The sequence below is a fragment of the Pseudoalteromonas sp. BSi20311 genome (genome assembly GCF_000239875.1).
Taxonomy (GTDB): Bacteria; Pseudomonadota; Gammaproteobacteria; order Enterobacterales; family Alteromonadaceae; genus Pseudoalteromonas.
The window spans coordinates 1-18236 of record NZ_BADU01000023.1 but is presented as its reverse complement, the minus strand read 5'-3'; the positions used below and the strand labels follow the sequence as shown (position 1 = coordinate 18236).

Below are 18236 nucleotides of genomic sequence, written 5' to 3'. Positions count from 1 at the left end.
CTATGCGACGAATGCGCGAATAATAACGATTAGCTGTATTTTTAGCTTAAAAAGTCTCAAAAACCACTAAAAAAGAATATTCGGGACAGAAAATAAGCTTATTTTTAATTTTTTTTCAGCCACGATTAAGTTAATTTTAAATGTTATATTTTTGTTTACTTTAACAGGAGGGGTTATCGTTATTCTTACTATATCAGGGTTTGCAGAAATTATGATTATCACGTTAGTTATAATAATGTTAATTTTTTTGGTCGAGCCCAGTAAATATCTTACAAACAAGCTGATTTATTTATAGGTTATGCTAAACATGAAGTTGACATGACTTAATGCATTTAGCATTATTGGTAAGTTGATATCTATTAAAAGATATCAGGGTTGTCTTCCCCTTAGCGGGTTGATAATTAAATTATAAAAGTAACATTACTTAATTGGTTGGGAACTATGTCTGTTAAAATCAGAAAGAGTCTTGTAGCAACTGCGTTGGTTGGCGCTTTTGCATTTGCAAGCAGCAATGTGATTGCAGATCCTTTGAATGACGTGCAAAAAGCAGGTCAAACAATTCAAAAGGCTGCGGTTAAGTCTCAAACTAAAATTGACAATGTATATGGTCAAACTCAGGAGCTAATCGCTGAGTACCGTAGCATCGTTGATGAGACTGAACTTATGAAAGTGTACAACGATCACGTAGCACGTTTGGTCGCAGACCAAAACGCGTCTATCGCATCGTTCGATCGTCAAATCGCGACTATCGACAACACTAAACAAAACGTTGTGCCTTTGATGTATCGCATGATCGATACGCTTGAGCAATTCATCAAAGCGGACGTTCCATTTAATCTAGAAAACCGTCTTGGACGTGTTGAAAGATTACGTGAGATCATGGCATCTGCATCTGTAACAACGTCTGAGAAGTTCCGTCAGGTTCTTGAAGCGTACACTGTTGAAACAGCCTACAGCTCAGCTGTAACTGCTTCTCAAGGTACTTTAGATGTTGATGGTCGTAGCATTAACGTTGATATCGGTCGTTTAGGTCGTATTACTTACGTAGCGCAATCATTCGATCTAAAACACGCTTGGGTGTGGGATAACAACACTAAACAGTGGAAAGAATTAGGTGAAGAATACCTAAAACCTGTTAAAGAAGTGATCCGTATGGCACGTAAGCAAGCGACACTAGAACTTGTTAAACTACCAATTTTTGGCGCGGAGTAATCAATAATGAAGAAACTATTTAAAGGTTTTGCTGTTGCAGCAGTACTGTCTGTTTCTGCCGGTACCGCGCTTAATGCACATGCAAATACTGATGCTTTAGATAAAATTCTTGAGCAAGTAAAGCAAGAGCGTATTTCTGAAGGAAAAATCAATAAGCAACGTGAACAAGAGTTCTTGTCAGATCGTGCTGATAAGCAAGCGTTACTTAACAAAGCGAAAAGCCAACTAGCTGCTGAAAAAGCACGTGGTGATCGTCTTAGCAAAGAATATGCACAAAACGAAAATACTTTAGCGGAAAAAGAGCAAGCTCTTCAAAACGCACAAGGTACGTTAGGTGAAATGTTTGGTGTTGTTCGTCGTGCAGCAGCTGACGCAATTGGTTCAATTGAAGCATCTTTAGTAAGTGCTGAAAAACCAGGTCGTGCTGAAGTACTTCGTTCATTAGCTGCGGCTAAAGAACTTCCAACAGTTCGTGAACTAGAAGAACTTTGGATTTCACTTCAAACAGAAATGACTGAGTCAGCTAAAGTTTCAACGTTTGAAACTGAAGTTGCAGGTCTTGACGGTAACCCGTCAATGAAAAAAGTAACACGTATCGGTAACTTCAACTTAGTTACAGACGATGGCTACTTAATCTACTCACCAGAGACTAAGTCTATACAGCCTCTAGGTAAGCAACCTGACAGCTATATCTTAAAAGGTATTTCTGATCTAGAAGGTACTTCAGCTGATAACTACGCTGGCGTATACGTGGATCCTACACGTGGTGCAATCTTACGTATCAACACGCAGAAAAAGTCTCTTATGGAGTACTACGAGCAAGGTGCTGAAGTTGGTTACATCATCACCGTATTGCTTGCTGTAGGTCTTTTAATCTTCTTAGTACGTTTCGTTGATTTAGCGCTTACTACTTCTAAGATCAAAGGTCAGCTTAAGAACTTGTCTACACCGAATACAAACAACCCATTGGGTCGTATTCTTAAAGTGTACTCTGACAACAAAAATCAAGATGTTGAAAACCTTGAGCTTAAACTTGATGAAGCGATTCTACGTGAAACGCCACGCATCGAAGCGGGTATTAACATCATCAAGATCCTTGCTGCTATCGCACCATTACTGGGTCTACTAGGTACGGTAATCGGTATGATCCTAACGTTCCAAACAATCACATTGTTCGGTACGGGCGATCCGAAGATCATGGCTGGTAACATCTCTCTAGCACTTGTAACTACAGCGCTAGGTCTAATTGCAGCACTACCACTTATCCTACTTCATTCAATTGTTGCAGGTCGTAGTAAGTCGGTACTACATATCCTTGATGAGCAAAGCGCGGGTATCATCGCGACTCACGCGGAGAAGGAGAAAGCCTAATGCTAGTCCTGATGGAGATCTGGGAATCTATCAGGGATTTTGTTGGCACAGGCGGCCAGGTTTTATACGTGGTCGCGATAGCACTCTTTCTTATGTGGGTTTTAATGATTGAGCGCTATTGGTTCTTACTTGCTGAGTTTCCTCGTTTAACGAAGGAAATTGTAGCTAAGTGGGATGCCCGCCAAGACACTACGTCTTGGTACGCACACAGAATCCGTGAAGCATGGATTTCTGAAGCGTCTGAAAAATTAGATCAGCGTATGTTGTTGATTAAAACATTAGTAGCTATATGTCCTTTAATAGGCTTACTTGGTACTGTTACGGGTATGATCGCGGTTTTTGAAACCATGGCAACCCAAGGTACAGGTAATGCACGTTTAATGGCATCAGGCATATCAATGGCAACAATCCCAACAATGGCTGGAATGGTTGCGGCACTATCTGGGGTATTCTTTAGCTCACGCCTTGAGGCAAGAGCGAGAATGGTGAAAGCCAAGCTTGTAGATAGTATGCCTCATCACTAGAGAGAGAATTAAATATGGCACGTAAACAACGTTTTCGTGAAGAAGAAGAAGCAGCGGTAGATATGACGCCAATGCTTGACATCGTATTTATCATGCTTATTTTCTTTATCGTAACTACATCGTTCGTTAAAGAGGCTGGTATCGAGGTCAATAAACCAAAAGCTGCCCAAGCTACGAAGCAAAAAAATGCTAACATTTTTATTGCAATTCGTAGTGACGGTGCAATCTGGATTGATAAACAGCAAGTTGATGTTGAACGTGTTTCAGCAAAAATCGAAAGTTTATTAGCAGAACAACCTACTGATGTTGTAATTTTGCAAGCTGATAAAGAAGCAAAACACGGCACAGTGGTTAAAGTGATGGACCAGATTAAAGCGACGGGTGATAACCTGAGAATTTCAATAGCTGGAGATCAGTAATGATTCGTTTTCTGTTTTCACTGATTGCAGGTGGGGCAGTTACTTTCGGCTTGTTCTACTTCATGGCATACCTCATCTCTGGTGGGGCTGACCGTAATACGGAACAAAAAGAGCAGATCATAGTCGAAATTATGACGAATCCGCCTGAATCTAAGGTGCAGGAGAGGAAGCGTGTACCGCCTCCGCCTCCGCCACCGCCAAAGCAGCCGCCTAAACCGCAGCCGCCACAGCCGGAAAATAGCAACCCAAATACTGGTGGCTTGTCATTTAATATGCCAAGTATCGATGTGGGAAGCACGGCCGGTGGACTAAGTGGTCCAGGTGCATTTGGACGAGATGGTGATGCGACACCTATCGTTCGTATTGAACCAAAATATCCAACACAAGCAGCACGTGATGGTAAAGAAGGTTGGGTTCAACTTTCGTTCACAATTGATGAGTTAGGTGGCGTGATTGACGTTGATGTTATCGACGCAGATCCAAAACGTATCTTTGACCGTGAAGCTAAACGTGCATTGCGTAAGTGGAAATACCGTCCTAAGATCATTGACGGGAAACCACAAAAGCAAGTTGGTTTACAAGTTCAACTAGACTTTAAACTTAACCAAGGCAACTAAGGAGGCGAGTAATGAGAAATTTTTCTAAAGTAACTGCACTTGCAATTCTTATGTCTGTGTCAGGTGCATCATTAACTGCACCTGTTTTAGCGGCGCCAGATTACGCAAAGATTGAAGAGCGTAAGAAAGCAAAGACTAAAATCATGGGCGAACGTACTGGTAAAAAAGTAATTAAAGCGTTTGATTTGTATAACGAAGATGATGTTGATGGTGCAATAGCGTTATTGAAAGAGTTAGATCCGTCTAATGACTTTGATAAAGCAACTGTTAATCGTTACTTAGGCAGCATGTACGCTCAAAAAGAGCAATACAAAGTTGCAATTAAGTATATGAAAGCAGCGATTGCACCGGATGTATTGAACTTTGCTGATCAGGCTCAAGGTTTAAAAACCTTGGGCGATATGTATGCGGGTACTGAACAATACAGTGCTGCCAAGCAAGCATATTCTGATTGGATGGACTTCACAGGTGAAGAGGACCCGAAAGTTTACACTCGTATTGCGCAAGCAAGCTATGAGCTTAAACAATTTGATCAGGTTCTTGAACCGGCAAACAAAGCAATTAAGTTATCTGAAGAGCCAAATAAAGCTCCTTATCAACTTAAATTAGCTGCCTATTTTGAGAAAAAGCAATATCAAGATATGGTTAAAGTTGCAGAAGAAATTGTTCGTGTATGGCCTGAAGACAAAAAGTCTTGGGTAGGTTTAGGTAAGTATTATTTACAAACCGAAGACTACCAGAAAGGGCTAGCAACTATGGAAGTTGCATACAAGAATGGTTACTTCGAAAACGAAGTTGAATACAAAGTACTGGCTAACTTTTATTCTTTAAACGAAATTCCTTACAAAGCAGCAGTAACGCTTGAAAAGGCTGTTAAAGAAGAGAAAGTAAAACGCACTAAGCAAAATATTAGCGCGATTGCTAGTAACTACCATCGTTCGAAAGATATAGAGAAAGCTGCTAAGTATTACGAAGAAGCTGCTAAATTTGATAATGACGCTGAGCTTTACCGCAAAGCAGGTTCATTACTTTTACAATCTGAAAAATTCAGTGCTGCTGTTGTTCGTTTGAACAAAGCATTAGAGCTTGGCTCTGATAAAAAAGGCACTATTTATTCAGATTTAGCTGAAGCGTTTTACTACCAAGGTAAGTATAAGCAAGCTTATGCTGCTATTACTAAAGCCATGGACGACCCAAGCACACGTAGGTTTGCTAAAGGTTGGGCTACATATATTAAAGATAAAGCCGCTCGCAACGGTGTTAAAATTTAGTATTTAATGTACTCTAGTATTTTTAAAAAGCCCCATTGGGGCTTTTTTTATTGGAATTAACATGAAAAAAACGCCTATTATTTCACTGCTATTTTGTTTGCTATTAACGTCTTGCTCTAAGCCTACGGATATATTTTCATCTTATGAAGAAGCGCAAAGCGCGTTAATATCACTTAATACGGCTTTAAGTGCGCAGCCGAATTCACAGGTTACACAGCTCAGTAATGAGCAGCTCCCTTTTACAGATGCTTATTTAGAGCGTCGCCACGCTATTTATCAGCAGCTAATGCAAATGCAGTTATCAGCAGAGCAAACCAATCAGGTTAATTATTTAGTTATTGCTGAGCGATTCCCAGAGCGCTATTTTGCATGGCCTGCACACACTGATGTGTTATCAAACATGCTTTCGATAGTTAAAAATGATGCTCAGTATAAAAGCATTGATTACTGGCTGATATTTGTTCAAACACAGCTTAAAGCCGCTGAGCAAAGTAACTTAAAGCTTAATAAAATAGAGCACAGTTATTTAAAATATTATGTGCAGCAAGCAATTAATAGTACTAACACACCTATTGAGCTAAATGAGTCTCTGAGTGTATTAAATAATTACTTAACGCAGTATAAGCCAAGAGGCAGTATTGGATTGTCTGGTCTTGCTAATGGCAGCCAATGGTATCAGAGCAAACTAAATTATTTTGCAAATGATGTGCTTTCACCGCTTGAGTGGCTAAGCCTTATAGATAGTAAGTTTAAAACAATGCAAAGCTCAACCGAGCAAATAACGGTGGGTATCTCTGATGTATCGCAGCTTAGCGAAACATTTTTAAAAGAGACGCAACTATTAGGTTTAGACTGGTCAACGGGTTATATGCTTTTACCTCAACGTGCTAACAATAAGCAATTAACGGCTGCGGATAAGCGACTCTATTTAACGATGATGGAAACTGATCTAGGGGTGCATTATCATGCGTGGACATTATCGCAAGCGCGTTTAAATTTACTAAAACGTTTAAATATTAGTGAAGAAGATGCGAGCATATTAGTTGAGGATATTATTTTTTATCCAGGGCAAGCGTTTAGTTTTGCTCCACAACTACTTAATTAAACTTTAGTGCGCTATTAACTAGCGCACTGATCACATCGCTGCGCTGCAGGGTCTTGCTCCAAGCGCTGCGCTGATATTTTTTCCTCACAGTCACAACAGTAGCCATATTGACCAATATCCATTTGGCTAATTGCTGCTTCAAGCTTGTTCATTCGTTCAATTAACGGATTATACTCATTACCTAATTGTTGAGCTGCTAAATCGAGCCACTCTTCATTGGATGTATGGGTTAGGATGCAGAACAGATTTTGATGTGTAGGGTGGGTTGATTGTGACAACAAACCTAATATAGTCGCTTTAACACTTTCAATTTCATCGTTTAGTCGTTGCTGATGATGCATTAGCAGTATAACCCTTAAATTAGTCCTCAGTGATACTGCTATTATCTAGTTAGATTATCTTAGATGTTATGATTTGTATCAAATTGTGGCGCTTTCGCATACTTCTTTAACACTTCGGCTACTTCATCCTTGGCTTTTAAACGACGAATTTCATCAAATAATAGTCCTGCTTGTGGATATTGGCGTTTTAAATAACCAAGCCATTGTTTTGTTCGAGATGCAAAGTATTTAGTATCTTTGCTTGCTGTTTGGTGCATAGATGAATGAATAATATGGTGTAAAATATTTTCCCATGTCAGTTCACTGTAGCTTTCTTTATTAACCTGCGCTTTAATTTTTCTTGCTAGATCAGGATGTGAAAGCGCGCCACGACCAATCATTAAGTCAGTGCAACCGCTGCGCTTTTGGCATAAAAGGGCATCTTCTACCTGCCAAATCTCCCCATTGGCGACCACTGCAATTTTTTTTATCTTTGACCAAAGGAGGGATTTTTTCCCAATAGGCGGGTGGATTGTAGCCATCGCGTTTAGTACGTGCATGTATAGCAATGCTGTTAGCACCAGCGCTAACAACGGCATCGACAATTTCTTGGCTGTTACTATCATCATCAAAACCTAAGCGAATTTTAGCACTTACTTCATGCTCATCATCAACGGCATCCCTTACCGTTTTTATAATCGAGTACATATGATCTGGATCTTTGAGTAATACAGCACCGCCTTTGCTTTTATTGACAGTTTTTGCTGGGCAACCAAAGTTTAAATCAACACCATGAGAGCCTAAGCCAATTGCTTTTACAGCATTTTCAGCTAAAACGTCGGCTACTTGGCCTAATAACTGAATGCGAACTGGAGTACCACTACGAGTGAGCCCCGCATTTTTAAGTTCAGGGCAATAACGGTGAAATACTTTATCTGGAAGGCAAGTATCTACAACACGGATAAATTCGGTCACACAAAGATCGAAGCCACCTATGTCGGTGAGTAGTTGGCGCATTTTAAAGTCAACGACACCTTCCATCGGTGCTAAAACAAGTTTCATAGTGTGATTAATTTATTACTGAAAAAGAGCGCCAGTTTACCTGTAAATCATAAATTGATAAAACGCTTATTAGGGTTTATAGTTAGTTTACTAAGTTATTTTTGAAAAAATAGATAATGTGAAAGTTTTTAGTTTTATGCAGGTCTACTTGTATAATGATGTTCAACAAGTTTAGAAGGTAATAAAAAATGAATACAATAAAGAAAAATTCAATTGCATTAACACTCGGCGCAGTGGTTGTTGGCAGTGCAAGTATGGCCAGTGCAGATGTACAAGCCAACCCATTTGAATTTCAACAAATGGTAGCTGGTTATCAATTAGACGCTGGTGAAGGCAAGTGCGGCGAAGGTAAATGTGGCGGCGACGCTAAAGCGAAAAAAGAAGGCAAGTGCGGCGAAGGTAAATGCGGCGGTGATGCTAAAGCGAAAAAAGAAGGCAAGTGCGGCGAAGGTAAATGCGGCGGTGATGCTAAGGCCAAAAAGAAGGCAAGTGCGGCGAAGGTAAATGTGGCGGCGAAGCTAAGAAAGAAAGTAAAGCTGGCGAAGGTAAATGCGGTGCACAAGGCAAAGCTCAAAAAGAAGGTAAGTGCGGTGAAGGTAAATGCGGCGCACAAGGTAAAGCCAAAAAAGTAGGCAAAGCCGAAGAAGGCAAATGTGGCGGTGACGCTAAAGCAAAAAAAGAAGGTAAGTGTGGCGAAGGTAAATGTGGTGGTAACCACTAAATTTTTCTTTTTTTGATACAAGTGAGAGGGCCATTAGGCCCTTTTTATTTAATATGAGGTTTTATTATGGCTCACATTCAAACACCTAACTTTGGCATGGTCGGTTTAGGTTTGCGAAGAGAAATGCTAGATGAGCTTGAAAATGCAATACCAAAACAAATTGAGTTTATGGAAGTAGCTCCAGAGAACTGGTTAAAACTAGGCGGGCGCTTTGAAAAGCAATTTAAACAGTTAACTAATAATAATCACTTTGTTTGCCACGGTTTGTCACTTTCTATTGGCTCACCGGAGCCGCTCGATATTGAATTTATAAAGTCGTTAAAAAACTTCTTTGATAACCACGATATTAAAGTTTATAGCGAACACTTGAGCTATTGCTCAGGTAAAGGCCATATGTATGACTTAATGCCAATTCCTTTTACTGAAGAAGCGATTAAACATGTCGTTTCTCGGGTTAAACAGGTACAAGATATATTAGAGCGACCACTTGTGCTCGAAAATGTGTCTTATTATGGTGCCCCTGGTCAGCAACTATCGGAGCTTGAATTTACCAATGCTATTTTAGAAGACGCTAATTGCCAGCTGTTGTTAGACGTTAATAATATTTATGTGAACTCGATTAATCATGGCTATGATGCACAAGCGTTTTTAAGTGGGCTACCAACCAATAAAATTGCCTATTGCCATGTTGCAGGTCACTACAATGAAGCTGATGACCTTATTATAGATACTCATGGCGCAGATGTTATTGACCCTGTCTGGCAATTGCTCGATAGCGCATATCAAGCACATGGTGTTTTTCCCACACTGCTAGAGCGAGATTTTAATATTCCACCTATTAACGTGTTAATTAAAGAGCTGGATATAATCCATCAATTACAAGCAAAGCACCTTAAGTTGTTATCAACAGCACAAAGCGCTTAGCCGTTAGTATTTAACAAATACTTGCTATTTCAGGGTTTCAAAAGAGTCGTTATCATGAGTTTTATTGATGTACAAAATGAATTTATGGCCCATATTCGAGAGCCTAATATGCAGCCGTGTCCAACCGATATTGAAGACAGGCGAATGGCCATTTATCGGGATCTGTTTTTTAATAATATTAATGGCTTTGTTTCATCGGCATTTCCAGTTTTAAAAACACTCTATAGTGAGCAACAGTGGCTATTGCTGGTTCGTCAATTTTTTAGTGAACATGATTGCCAGTCTCCTTACTTTTTAGATATTGCTGAAGAATTTATTACCTATTTAATGACAAGCTATGTACCTAAAGAGTCTGATCCGGTATTTATGCTGGCGCTAGCTCATTATGAATGGATTGAGCTTGACGTGTCTGTAATGAAGGCTGACCCCCGTGAGCTCCCTCTAAGCACTAATAAGCTTACTCATTCTCCTTTGTATTTATCTAAAACAGCGCGTAACTTAAGCTACGACTATCCAGTGCAACATATAAGTGAAGAATTTCAACCTCAACAGCCTTCAGAGCAGCCGTATTTCTTTGTTGTTTACCGCGATGAGAGTGATGAGGTGCAATTTTTGGCCACCAATGCCATGACCGCCATGCTACTGTCTATTATTGAAAATGAAGCGGGGAGTACGTTTGAGCAGGTTTGCCAACAGGTTAGTGAAAATGCACCACAATTTAATCTTGAGCAAATAACACAAGGGGCACTCAGTACCTTAACAGCTATGGCACAGCGGCAAATTATAGTGACAAAAAATCAAGACTAAGCTCTTTATTGATTATTTCACATCGTCTATTATAGCGCCTTTATTTGTTGTGCTTAATAAAAGGTTGTACCCATGTCAGATGATAAAGACTTTAAAGACCCGTTCAATGCGGCTTACTTTTTTGCATTCTTAGCCGTATTTGCTGGAATAGGGTGTTTAAATGCCATTTTAGGTTGGATCACCAGCTTAACTTAATCAGGTTTTATTTTAAGGCTGTTGTTTTTCATCAGCCTTACATTTTTATCACTTCCCTCTCCCGACACTTTATAATTATCGCAAACTCGCAATTTACGACCACTTAAGGTTATAATCACCTGCTTTGTAATATTAATCATTGAGCAGTTAAAATTATGACTCAAGTAACACCAGCAATTATCAAAAACAGCATTACTACAATTGCTGATTATCCTAAAGCGGGCATTATGTTTCGCGATGTAACAACCCTAATGGCAAACCCTGAAGCGTTTAAAGCAACCATAGATGCATTTATTGACGCTTATAAAGACCAAGGTTTTACTAAAATTATCGGCACTGAATCACGTGGCTTTATTTTTGGTGCTCCGCTATCTTATGCTTTGGGAATTCCTTTTATCCCTGTTCGTAAACCAGGTAAATTACCGCGCGAAGTTATTCGCCAAGATTACCAACTCGAATATGGCGAAGATACACTAGAGCTTCATACTGATGCGATTGTAGCCGGTGATAAAGTCTTGTTAGTTGACGACTTGTTGGCGACCGGTGGTACAATTGAAGCAACAGCCAAGTTGGTTGCAAAATTAGGCGGTAACGCCACAGATGCTGCCTTTGTTGTATCACTTCCAGAGCTTGGTGGTGAGCAACGTATTGAAAAAATGGGCATCAATATTTTAAAATTGGTTGAATTCGAAGGCGAATAATCGATGAGTTATCAGGTTCTAGCGAGAAAATGGCGTCCTCAAACCTTTCATGAATTGGTTGGGCAGTCTCATGTAAAACAGGCGTTGGTAAACGCGCTGACTCAAAATAGACTGCATCACGCTTATTTATTCACTGGAACCCGTGGTGTTGGTAAAACCACCATTGCCCGTATTTTTGCTAAAAGCTTAAATTGTGATGAAGGTATATCTGCCACACCATGTGGTCAATGTAGTAGCTGTGTTGATATAGAGGCAGGGCGCTACATTGATTTACTCGAAATAGATGCGGCCTCACGCACTAAGGTTGAGGATACGCGTGAGATACTTGATAACGTTCAATATGCGCCAACGCGCGGACGTTACAAAGTATATCTAATCGATGAAGTACACATGTTGTCAAAGCACAGCTTTAATGCGTTATTAAAAACGCTTGAAGAGCCGCCTGAGCATGTGAAATTTTTGCTCGCAACCACTGATCCTCAAAAATTACCAGTGACTATTTTATCTCGCTGTTTACAGTTTAATCTGAATGCATTGTCGCAAGCTGAGATTAAGCAACAGCTTGAGCATGTGCTTACCCATGAGCAGCTTAACTTCGATAATGATGCGCTAAGTATTATTGCCAAAGCGGCCGATGGTAGTATGCGAGATGCATTAAGTCTGACCGATCAGGCGATTGCTCAAACAAATGGTGATATTAAAAATCAAGCTGTACAAGACATGCTTGGTTTAATGGACACGCATTACAGTCAGAGCTTACTTGCGGCACTATTAGCGCAAGATGGCACAGCCCTGATGAATGAAGTGGCTCAAGTCGCTAGCCGAAATCCAAATTATATTGCGCTGCTTGACGACTTAATTGCGCTAACGCATGTGATTCAATTGAGTCAATTAGTCCCTGAAGCGGCGGCGCTTGATAGCAATAACGCTGATTACATTGAGCATGTTGCAGCGCATACCCATGCTCAACAAATTCAAGTGTATTACCAGCTATTACTTAACGGCAAAAAAGATTTACAATGGGCACCTGAGCCTCGTTTAGGTTTCGAAATGATTATGCTCAGATTGCTAGCATTTGAACCTGCGCAGCTCCAAACCATTCAACCTGAACCTAGCTCACAAGCTGCGCCAGAGCAAAATAGCGCAGGGCGTGCTAATGCACTGCGTGATATTTTAAATAAAAATAAGCCAGCGCAGAGTAATACACCTCAAACTCAGCCATTAGCAACTAATACGCAGCCAAAAAAAGCCGCTGAGCCTGAGGTTTTACAGCCTGATAATAGCCAAACACAGAATGAGCAAAGTTCGGTACAAAGTCAGCCTCAAATTGTCGATACCCCTGTAATAAGTGATGAACAAGCGCAGCGTCAAAGTGAAGATGATGCCTATATGCAGCACAGTGATGTAGAACAAACTATTGCCGCACAATACGATGATGTAATGAGTAGCGCGGTTGATCAAGGGTTTAACCCTGAGTTAGCAAATGTCGCTAGTAACGCAGATCACTCTGCGTCATCAATGGGTGAGCAAGAAGCGCGAGCACAGTCAGCAATAGCGCGTATTTTACGCGATAGAAACATTTCGGGTGCCGGTAAGCTTTCAAGTGCCGCTATTGATAAGCCAACTGAAGAAAAACCAGCACCGATAAAACCTGAATTTAGCCGACCTGCCAGAAATGAAGCACAAACTGTATCGCAGCAGCCACCCCCATGGGATAGTGAGGTGAGCGATGACCTACAAAAAAAGCCTCAGCTCCCAGCACAGGGGAGCCAAGCTCAGGTAGTAAACAAACCAGCGAGCAAAGTTGACTTTAAAGCCAAGCATCAAACGATTACTGAAAATTTAGCACCCGAGCTATTAGAGCAAATTAACCCGCAAAAACCAGCACCTGTTGTTGAACAAGAGCCTAGTATTCCGGTACCTGATGATTTTCAAAGCCCAATTAGTGAAATTAGGTTTGCCCATCAACAAGACGAATGGGCCTATTTAATAAAGCGTATGGGACTTGGCGGACGCATGCGCCAGTTTGCATTGCATTCAATTTTTACCAAACAAGACAATCATTTTCATATTGAGGTCGATGAATCGCAAAAGCATTTAGATACGCCAATGTTACGTCAAAAGTTAAATGTGGCGTTATCTACTATTTATGGACACAACGTTGAGCTTAATATTGATTTTGCTAGCGGGGTGATTGACTCACCTTATTTGATTCAACAAAAAATTGATGCCGGTCGTCACCAGCAAGCGATTGATGTGATCACCAGCGATGAAAATATAGTACAATTCCAACAGCTATTTAGCGCTGAAATTGACGAAAACAGTATTCAGGCATTGTAATTAACGACCAGTGCCCTTATTTATACTCCAGTTAATGTATTAAAAGAAAGAGAGACGATTATGTTTAAAGGTGGAATGGGTAACATGATGAAGCAAGCGCAGCAAATGCAAGAGCGCATGCAAAAAGCCCAAGAAGAAATCGCAGCGATGGAAGTGGTTGGTGAAGCCGGTGCTGGTTTAGTAAAAGTAACCATGCTTGGTAACCACAATGTTCGTCGTGTTGAGCTTGATGAAAGCTTAATGGAAGACGACAAAGACATGATTGAAGATTTACTAGCAGCAGCGTGTAATGATGCTGTTCGCCGTGTTGCTGAAGAAACTCAAGAGCGCATGGGCAAAGTAACAGGCGGTATGCAATTACCACCTGGTATGAAAATGCCGTTCTAAGCAACTATGCAACTTTCAGATAGTTTAACATCGCTTATTGAAGCACTGCGTTGTCAGCCAGGTATTGGCCCGAAATCTGCTCAGCGTATTGCATTTCATTTATTAGAGCGCGACCGTAAAGGCGGCACTCAGCTTGGTAATGCGCTAACAAAAGCGATGACGGCTGTAGGGCATTGTCAGTCGTGCCGTACGTTTACCGAGCAAGCGCAATGTGATATTTGCTTAAGCACTAAGCGCCAAGACAGTGGCATTTTATGTGTGGTTGAGTCGCCTACAGATGTGTTAGCGATTGAACAAACAGGCCAATACAAAGGACTCTACTTTGTATTAATGGGGCATTTGTCACCGATTGATGGTATAGGCCCTAAAGAAATTGGCCTGGACCTGCTTGAACAAAAACTTGCGCACGGCGGTATTAATGAAGTTATATTAGCCACTAACCCAACGGTTGAAGGTGAAACAACGGCTCATTATATTGCCCAGCTTTGTCATAAGTATAAAGTGGGTGCATCGCGAATAGCTCACGGCATTCCTGTGGGTGGCGAGCTTGATTTAGTCGATGGCACAACCTTAATGCATGCATTTAGTGGCCGGCGCTTAGTCAGCCATGAATAGTTTATTTTAAGCTTAACTATTTGAACTTACTTTAAAAGCCTACATACATGTTGTAGGCTTTTTTATTGGCTTTGATTGCAATATAAATAAAACTTAAGGATGGTATGGCTGCAATAACCCAAAGTGCTAATGTGATTGTTGATGACTTTATCGCACCTGTTTGCCATGAACACATAAAAATTATTTATCAAGATGATGATATTTTGTTGATCAATAAACCTAGCGGTTTGTTAAGTTTGTCGGGTAAAAACCCTCTTAACTGGGATTCGGTTCACTATAGGCTTGTCAATGGCCAGCAAGGCGTTACCGCAGCGTTTCCTAAAGCGATATTACCTCACCGTTTAGATTTGGGCACCTCAGGAGTAATGGTGGTGGCACTTAACGAGCAAGCAGTTAAAGCACTGAATCAGCAATTTCAATCCAGAAATGTTAAAAAATATTACCGCGCAATGCTCGCGGGTCTAGTTGCTGAGTCTCAGGGAGTGATTACTGCGCCTATAGCAAAAGATAAAATGTTATTTCCGAAAGTGAAAATTTGCCACCAGAGCGGCAAACCCGCGCAGACTCAATTTAAAGTGGTTAAACGTTTTAATAAAGAGCAAAAAACCTTGGTCGATTTTACTCCTATAACTGGACGCACTCATCAACTTAGGATACATAGCCTAACGTTTGGCCACCCCATACTCGGCTGTGATTTATATAAAAATGATTGCAGTGAGCAGAGAGCTCAACGGTTATTATTACATGCCAGCGACTTATTTTTTGTTCATCCACGCACTGATAAGCCAATGCACGGGCATGCCGCAACGCCTTTTTAGTTGATTAAGCCCTTTAAAGTGTCTTTGAATGGGTTTTTTTATTTTTTTACTTGAACTTCTCACGGCTCACCCCATATTAAGTGCATAACGCAGACACTTTGCAAATTGGAGATACATAAATGACTGCAGCACAAAAAGAAACATTAGGCTTTCAAACAGAAGTAAAACAACTATTAAACTTAATGATTCACTCGCTTTATTCAAATAAAGAAATCTTTTTACGCGAGCTTGTATCAAATGCATCTGACGCAGCCGATAAACTGCGCTTTTTAGCCCTTTCAAACGGTGACCTTTATCAAGGTGATGCGGATTTACGCGTACGTATAAGCGCCGATAAAGACGCTAACACAGTAACCATTTCTGATAATGGTATTGGTATGACGCGTGATGAAGTGATCAGCTCATTAGGCACCATTGCTAAGTCGGGTACGGCTGAATTTTTCAAAAACTTAACAGGCGATCAAAGTAAAGATTCACAGCTTATTGGCCAGTTTGGTGTTGGTTTTTACTCAGCATTTATTGTTGCTGATGAAGTGACTGTTCGTACTCGTAAAGCAGGAGAGACTACAGCGGTTGAATGGCAGTCAAAAGGTGAAGGCGAGTACACGCTACAAGAAATCGAAAAAGAAGGCCGTGGTACAGACATTATTTTACATCTTCGTGAAGAAGAAAATGAATATGCAGATGAGTGGCGTCTTCGCAGTATCGTCACTAAATACTCTGATCATATTTCTACACCAGTACAAATGTACAAGGCAGAAGTACCTGAGTCTGAAGGTGAAGATGGTGAAAAAATCCCAGCTGTTCCAGGTGAGTGGGAAAGCATTAACCGTGCAACTGCATTGTGGACACGTGACAAATCAGAAATTTCTGAGGACGAATACAAAGAGTTTTATAAGCATGTAAGCCACGACTGGGAAGATCCGCTTAGCTGGGGACATAACAAAGTTGAAGGTAAAACTGAATACACCAGTTTGTTATACATTCCTAAAAAAGCACCCTTTGATTTATGGAACCGTGAGCGCCAAAGTGGTTTAAAACTTTATGTGCAACGCGTGTTTATTATGGATGACGCTGAACAGTTTATGCCAAGCTACTTACGTTTTGTTAAAGGCTTATTAGACTCAAACGATTTACCGCTAAACGTATCGCGTGAAATTTTACAAGACAACAAAGTAACCCAAGCTATTCGTAAGGGGTGTACGTCGCGTATTATTAAAATGCTTGAGCGTATGGCTAAAAACAAAGCTGATGATTACCAAACATTTTGGAATGAATTTGGTCAGGTAATGAAAGAAGGCCCAGCTGAAGATGCGGCCAACAAAGAAAGCATTGCTAAATTACTGCGCTTTTCATCAACGCACACCGACTCAGAAACTCAAGATGTTTCACTTGAGCAATACATTGAGCGCATGAAAGACAGCCAAGATAAAATTTACTATGTGGTTGCTGACTCATTTATTGCTGCTAAAAATTCACCACACTTAGAAATCTTCCGTAAAAAAGGCATTGAAGTATTGTTGCTAAGCGATCGTGTAGATGAGTGGATGATGAGCCATTTAACGGAATTTGGCGAAAAGCAATTTCAGTCAATTACCCGTGGTGATTTAGACTTAGGTAAGCTAGATGACGAAGAAACTAAAAAAGCACAAGAAGAGTCTGAAAAAGAAGTTGCAGGCTTAGTTGAGCGCATCAAAACTGCGTTAGGTGATGATGTTAAAGATGTACGCTTTACTCACCGCTTAACTGACTCACCAGCGTGTGTAGTGAGCGATGACAACGACATGAGCTCGCAAATGCAAAAGCTAATGGAGTCAGTAGGTCAAGCTGTTCCAGAGGCTAAGCCTGTGTTTGAATTAAACCCAGATCACCAACTGGTTAAGCACTTAAATGATGAGCAAGACGAAGATAAGTTTGCACAGTGGTCACATGTACTACTAGACCAAGCCTTGCTTGCAGAGCGCGGTACGCTTAAAGATCCAACTGGATTTGTAACTCGCTTAAATAAACTTATGCTTGATTTAAGCAAATAAGTATTAAAAATCAATGATTGAGTAAAAAGGGAACGTCTGTTCCCTTTTTTATGCGCTGTTGTATAGACAATTAGTATAAGTTACTTGAGTATCTGCAGCGCTTATGGAAGAATTCAGACTTTAAAATAAACTCTCATATTAGGGGACAATGATATGCGCATTATTCTTTTGGGCGCGCCGGGTGCAGGTAAAGGTACTCAAGCTCAGTTTTTAATGGATAGATACGGTATTCCACAAATTTCTACCGGTGATATGCTACGAGCTGCAATTAAAGAAGGCACACCACTTGGCCTAGAAGCAAAAAAAGTAATGGACGCAGGTCAGCTTATTTCTGACGATATTATTATTGGCCTTGTTAAAGAGCGTATTGCAAAACCAGATTGTGAGAAAGGCTTCTTACTAGATGGTTTCCCACGTACAATTCCACAAGCTGATGCTATGAAAGAAAATGGCGTAGTGGTTGATCACGTTATTGAATTTGATGTTGCTGATGAAGTTATTGTTGAGCGTATGGGCGGACGTCGTGTTCATCCAGGTTCTGGTCGTGTTTATCATGTTGTTTACAATCCACCAAAAGAGGAAGGTAAAGACAACGAAACAGGTGAAGAACTTATTATTCGTGCAGATGATACCGAAGAGACAGTTCGTAAACGCTTAGGTATTTACCATGAGCAAACAATGCCATTGGTTGACTACTACCAAGCAGAAGCGAAAGCGGGTAACACGCAGTACCATAAACTAGACGGTACACAAGCGGTTGAAGCAGTAAGCAAGCAACTAGCTGAGCTTTTAGG

At 40.6% G+C, this 18236-nt stretch carries 18 protein-coding genes and 2 pseudogenes; 18 read left to right on the top strand and 2 right to left on the bottom strand.

The features are described from left to right. Window positions 1-441 precede the first annotated feature (441 nt). The 7 genes from P20311_RS02620 (at window position 442) to P20311_RS02590 (ending at window position 6519) form a co-directional block, all read left to right on the top strand. Window positions 442-1212, top strand: a complete 771-nt coding sequence (locus tag P20311_RS02620; protein ID WP_010388561.1) for a DUF3450 domain-containing protein — start codon at window positions 442-444, stop codon at window positions 1210-1212. A 6-nt stretch (window positions 1213-1218) separates the two neighbouring features. Beyond that, the gene (locus P20311_RS02615) at window positions 1219-2583 is read left to right on the top strand and encodes a MotA/TolQ/ExbB proton channel family protein (protein WP_008109347.1); all 1365 of its coding nucleotides are present in this window, start codon (window positions 1219-1221) and stop codon (window positions 2581-2583) included. Continuing rightward, window positions 2583-3107 (top strand): MotA/TolQ/ExbB proton channel family protein, encoded by a 525-nt coding sequence (locus tag P20311_RS02610; protein ID WP_008109346.1) that lies wholly within the window; start codon window positions 2583-2585, stop codon window positions 3105-3107. The genes P20311_RS02615 and P20311_RS02610 overlap by 1 nt, the downstream gene beginning before the upstream one ends. Before the next feature lie 14 nt (window positions 3108-3121). Further along, complete coding sequence (locus P20311_RS02605) at window positions 3122-3526, top strand: biopolymer transporter ExbD (RefSeq protein WP_006792384.1); 405 nt, start codon at window positions 3122-3124, stop codon at window positions 3524-3526. Then, complete coding sequence (locus P20311_RS02600) at window positions 3526-4143, top strand: energy transducer TonB (RefSeq protein ID WP_008109338.1); 618 nt, start codon at window positions 3526-3528, stop codon at window positions 4141-4143. Before P20311_RS02605 ends, P20311_RS02600 begins: the two co-directional genes overlap by 1 nt. A gap of 11 nt (window positions 4144-4154) precedes the next feature. Continuing rightward, window positions 4155-5414, top strand: a complete 1260-nt coding sequence (locus tag P20311_RS02595) for a tetratricopeptide repeat protein (RefSeq protein ID WP_008109336.1) — start codon at window positions 4155-4157, stop codon at window positions 5412-5414. Between the two features lie 61 nt (window positions 5415-5475). Next, the gene (locus P20311_RS02590) at window positions 5476-6519 is read left to right on the top strand and encodes a hypothetical protein (protein WP_008109334.1); all 1044 of its coding nucleotides are present in this window, start codon (window positions 5476-5478) and stop codon (window positions 6517-6519) included. Window positions 6520-6533: 14 nt separating this feature from the next. On the opposite strand, the gene P20311_RS02585 is transcribed toward P20311_RS02590, so the two are convergent. After that, complete coding sequence (locus tag P20311_RS02585; RefSeq protein ID WP_008109332.1) at window positions 6534-6860, bottom strand: TraR/DksA C4-type zinc finger protein; 327 nt, start codon at window positions 6858-6860, stop codon at window positions 6534-6536. Between the two features lie 59 nt (window positions 6861-6919). Continuing rightward, window positions 6920-7901 (bottom strand): annotated as a pseudogene (locus P20311_RS02580) (tRNA-dihydrouridine synthase). A 188-nt stretch (window positions 7902-8089) separates the two neighbouring features. On the opposite strand from P20311_RS02580, the pseudogene P20311_RS02575 reads away from it, so the two are divergent. The 11 genes and pseudogenes from P20311_RS02575 to adk form a co-directional block, all read left to right on the top strand. Further along, window positions 8090-8622, top strand: a pseudogene (locus P20311_RS02575) (hypothetical protein). A 66-nt stretch (window positions 8623-8688) separates the two neighbouring features. Beyond that, window positions 8689-9546, top strand: a complete 858-nt coding sequence (locus P20311_RS02570) for a DUF692 domain-containing protein (protein WP_008109323.1) — start codon at window positions 8689-8691, stop codon at window positions 9544-9546. A gap of 54 nt (window positions 9547-9600) precedes the next feature. Next, window positions 9601-10353 (top strand): DUF2063 domain-containing protein, encoded by a 753-nt coding sequence (locus tag P20311_RS02565; RefSeq protein ID WP_008109321.1) that lies wholly within the window; start codon window positions 9601-9603, stop codon window positions 10351-10353. Between the two features lie 72 nt (window positions 10354-10425). After that, window positions 10426-10548, top strand: a complete 123-nt coding sequence (locus tag P20311_RS19430) for a hypothetical protein (protein WP_008109320.1) — start codon at window positions 10426-10428, stop codon at window positions 10546-10548. Window positions 10549-10703: 155 nt separating this feature from the next. Next, window positions 10704-11249, top strand: a complete 546-nt coding sequence (apt, locus tag P20311_RS02560; protein ID WP_008109316.1) for an adenine phosphoribosyltransferase — start codon at window positions 10704-10706, stop codon at window positions 11247-11249. 3 nt (window positions 11250-11252) lie between these two features. After that, window positions 11253-13589 (top strand): DNA polymerase III subunit gamma/tau, encoded by a 2337-nt coding sequence (gene dnaX, locus P20311_RS02555; protein WP_008109315.1) that lies wholly within the window; start codon window positions 11253-11255, stop codon window positions 13587-13589. 60 nt (window positions 13590-13649) lie between these two features. Further along, a complete protein-coding gene (locus tag P20311_RS02550) occupies window positions 13650-13976 on the top strand; it encodes a YbaB/EbfC family nucleoid-associated protein (protein WP_008109313.1) in 327 nt (108 codons plus the stop codon). Window positions 13977-13982: 6 nt separating this feature from the next. After that, entirely contained in the window at window positions 13983-14591 is a 609-nt protein-coding gene (gene recR / locus P20311_RS02545; RefSeq protein WP_008109310.1) for a recombination mediator RecR, read from the top strand. Window positions 14592-14695: 104 nt separating this feature from the next. Further along, on the top strand, window positions 14696-15409 hold the full coding sequence (locus tag P20311_RS02540; RefSeq protein WP_008109309.1) for an RluA family pseudouridine synthase: 714 nt from the start codon (window positions 14696-14698) through the stop codon (window positions 15407-15409). Window positions 15410-15528: 119 nt separating this feature from the next. Next, window positions 15529-17442 (top strand): molecular chaperone HtpG, encoded by a 1914-nt coding sequence (gene htpG / locus P20311_RS02535; RefSeq protein ID WP_008109307.1) that lies wholly within the window; start codon window positions 15529-15531, stop codon window positions 17440-17442. A 153-nt stretch (window positions 17443-17595) separates the two neighbouring features. Continuing rightward, window positions 17596-18236: adenylate kinase (gene adk / locus P20311_RS02530; RefSeq protein ID WP_008468042.1), on the top strand; the 641-nt coding region annotated here is incomplete at its 3' end.

What these genes read in the sequence shown, in the direction of transcription:
- P20311_RS19430 (WP_008109320.1), top strand. Translation starts at nt 10,426, where the DNA reads ATGTCAGATGATAAAGACTTTAAAGACCCGTTCAATGCGGCTTACTTT.
- recR (WP_008109310.1), top strand. Translation starts at nt 13,983, where the DNA reads ATGCAACTTTCAGATAGTTTAACATCGCTTATTGAAGCACTGCGTTGT.
- htpG (WP_008109307.1), top strand. Translation starts at nt 15,529, where the DNA reads ATGACTGCAGCACAAAAAGAAACATTAGGCTTTCAAACAGAAGTAAAA.
- P20311_RS02620 (WP_010388561.1), top strand. Translation starts at nt 442, where the DNA reads ATGTCTGTTAAAATCAGAAAGAGTCTTGTAGCAACTGCGTTGGTTGGC.
- P20311_RS02595 (WP_008109336.1), top strand. Translation starts at nt 4,155, where the DNA reads ATGAGAAATTTTTCTAAAGTAACTGCACTTGCAATTCTTATGTCTGTG.
- apt (WP_008109316.1), top strand. Translation starts at nt 10,704, where the DNA reads ATGACTCAAGTAACACCAGCAATTATCAAAAACAGCATTACTACAATT.
- P20311_RS02605 (WP_006792384.1), top strand. Translation starts at nt 3,122, where the DNA reads ATGGCACGTAAACAACGTTTTCGTGAAGAAGAAGAAGCAGCGGTAGAT.
- P20311_RS02610 (WP_008109346.1), top strand. Translation starts at nt 2,583, where the DNA reads ATGCTAGTCCTGATGGAGATCTGGGAATCTATCAGGGATTTTGTTGGC.
- P20311_RS02600 (WP_008109338.1), top strand. Translation starts at nt 3,526, where the DNA reads ATGATTCGTTTTCTGTTTTCACTGATTGCAGGTGGGGCAGTTACTTTC.
- P20311_RS02565 (WP_008109321.1), top strand. Translation starts at nt 9,601, where the DNA reads ATGAGTTTTATTGATGTACAAAATGAATTTATGGCCCATATTCGAGAG.
- P20311_RS02590 (WP_008109334.1), top strand. Translation starts at nt 5,476, where the DNA reads ATGAAAAAAACGCCTATTATTTCACTGCTATTTTGTTTGCTATTAACG.
- P20311_RS02550 (WP_008109313.1), top strand. Translation starts at nt 13,650, where the DNA reads ATGTTTAAAGGTGGAATGGGTAACATGATGAAGCAAGCGCAGCAAATG.
- P20311_RS02540 (WP_008109309.1), top strand. Translation starts at nt 14,696, where the DNA reads ATGGCTGCAATAACCCAAAGTGCTAATGTGATTGTTGATGACTTTATC.
- P20311_RS02585 (WP_008109332.1), bottom strand. Translation starts at nt 6,860, where the DNA reads ATGCATCATCAGCAACGACTAAACGATGAAATTGAAAGTGTTAAAGCG.
- P20311_RS02615 (WP_008109347.1), top strand. Translation starts at nt 1,219, where the DNA reads ATGAAGAAACTATTTAAAGGTTTTGCTGTTGCAGCAGTACTGTCTGTT.
- dnaX (WP_008109315.1), top strand. Translation starts at nt 11,253, where the DNA reads ATGAGTTATCAGGTTCTAGCGAGAAAATGGCGTCCTCAAACCTTTCAT.
- P20311_RS02570 (WP_008109323.1), top strand. Translation starts at nt 8,689, where the DNA reads ATGGCTCACATTCAAACACCTAACTTTGGCATGGTCGGTTTAGGTTTG.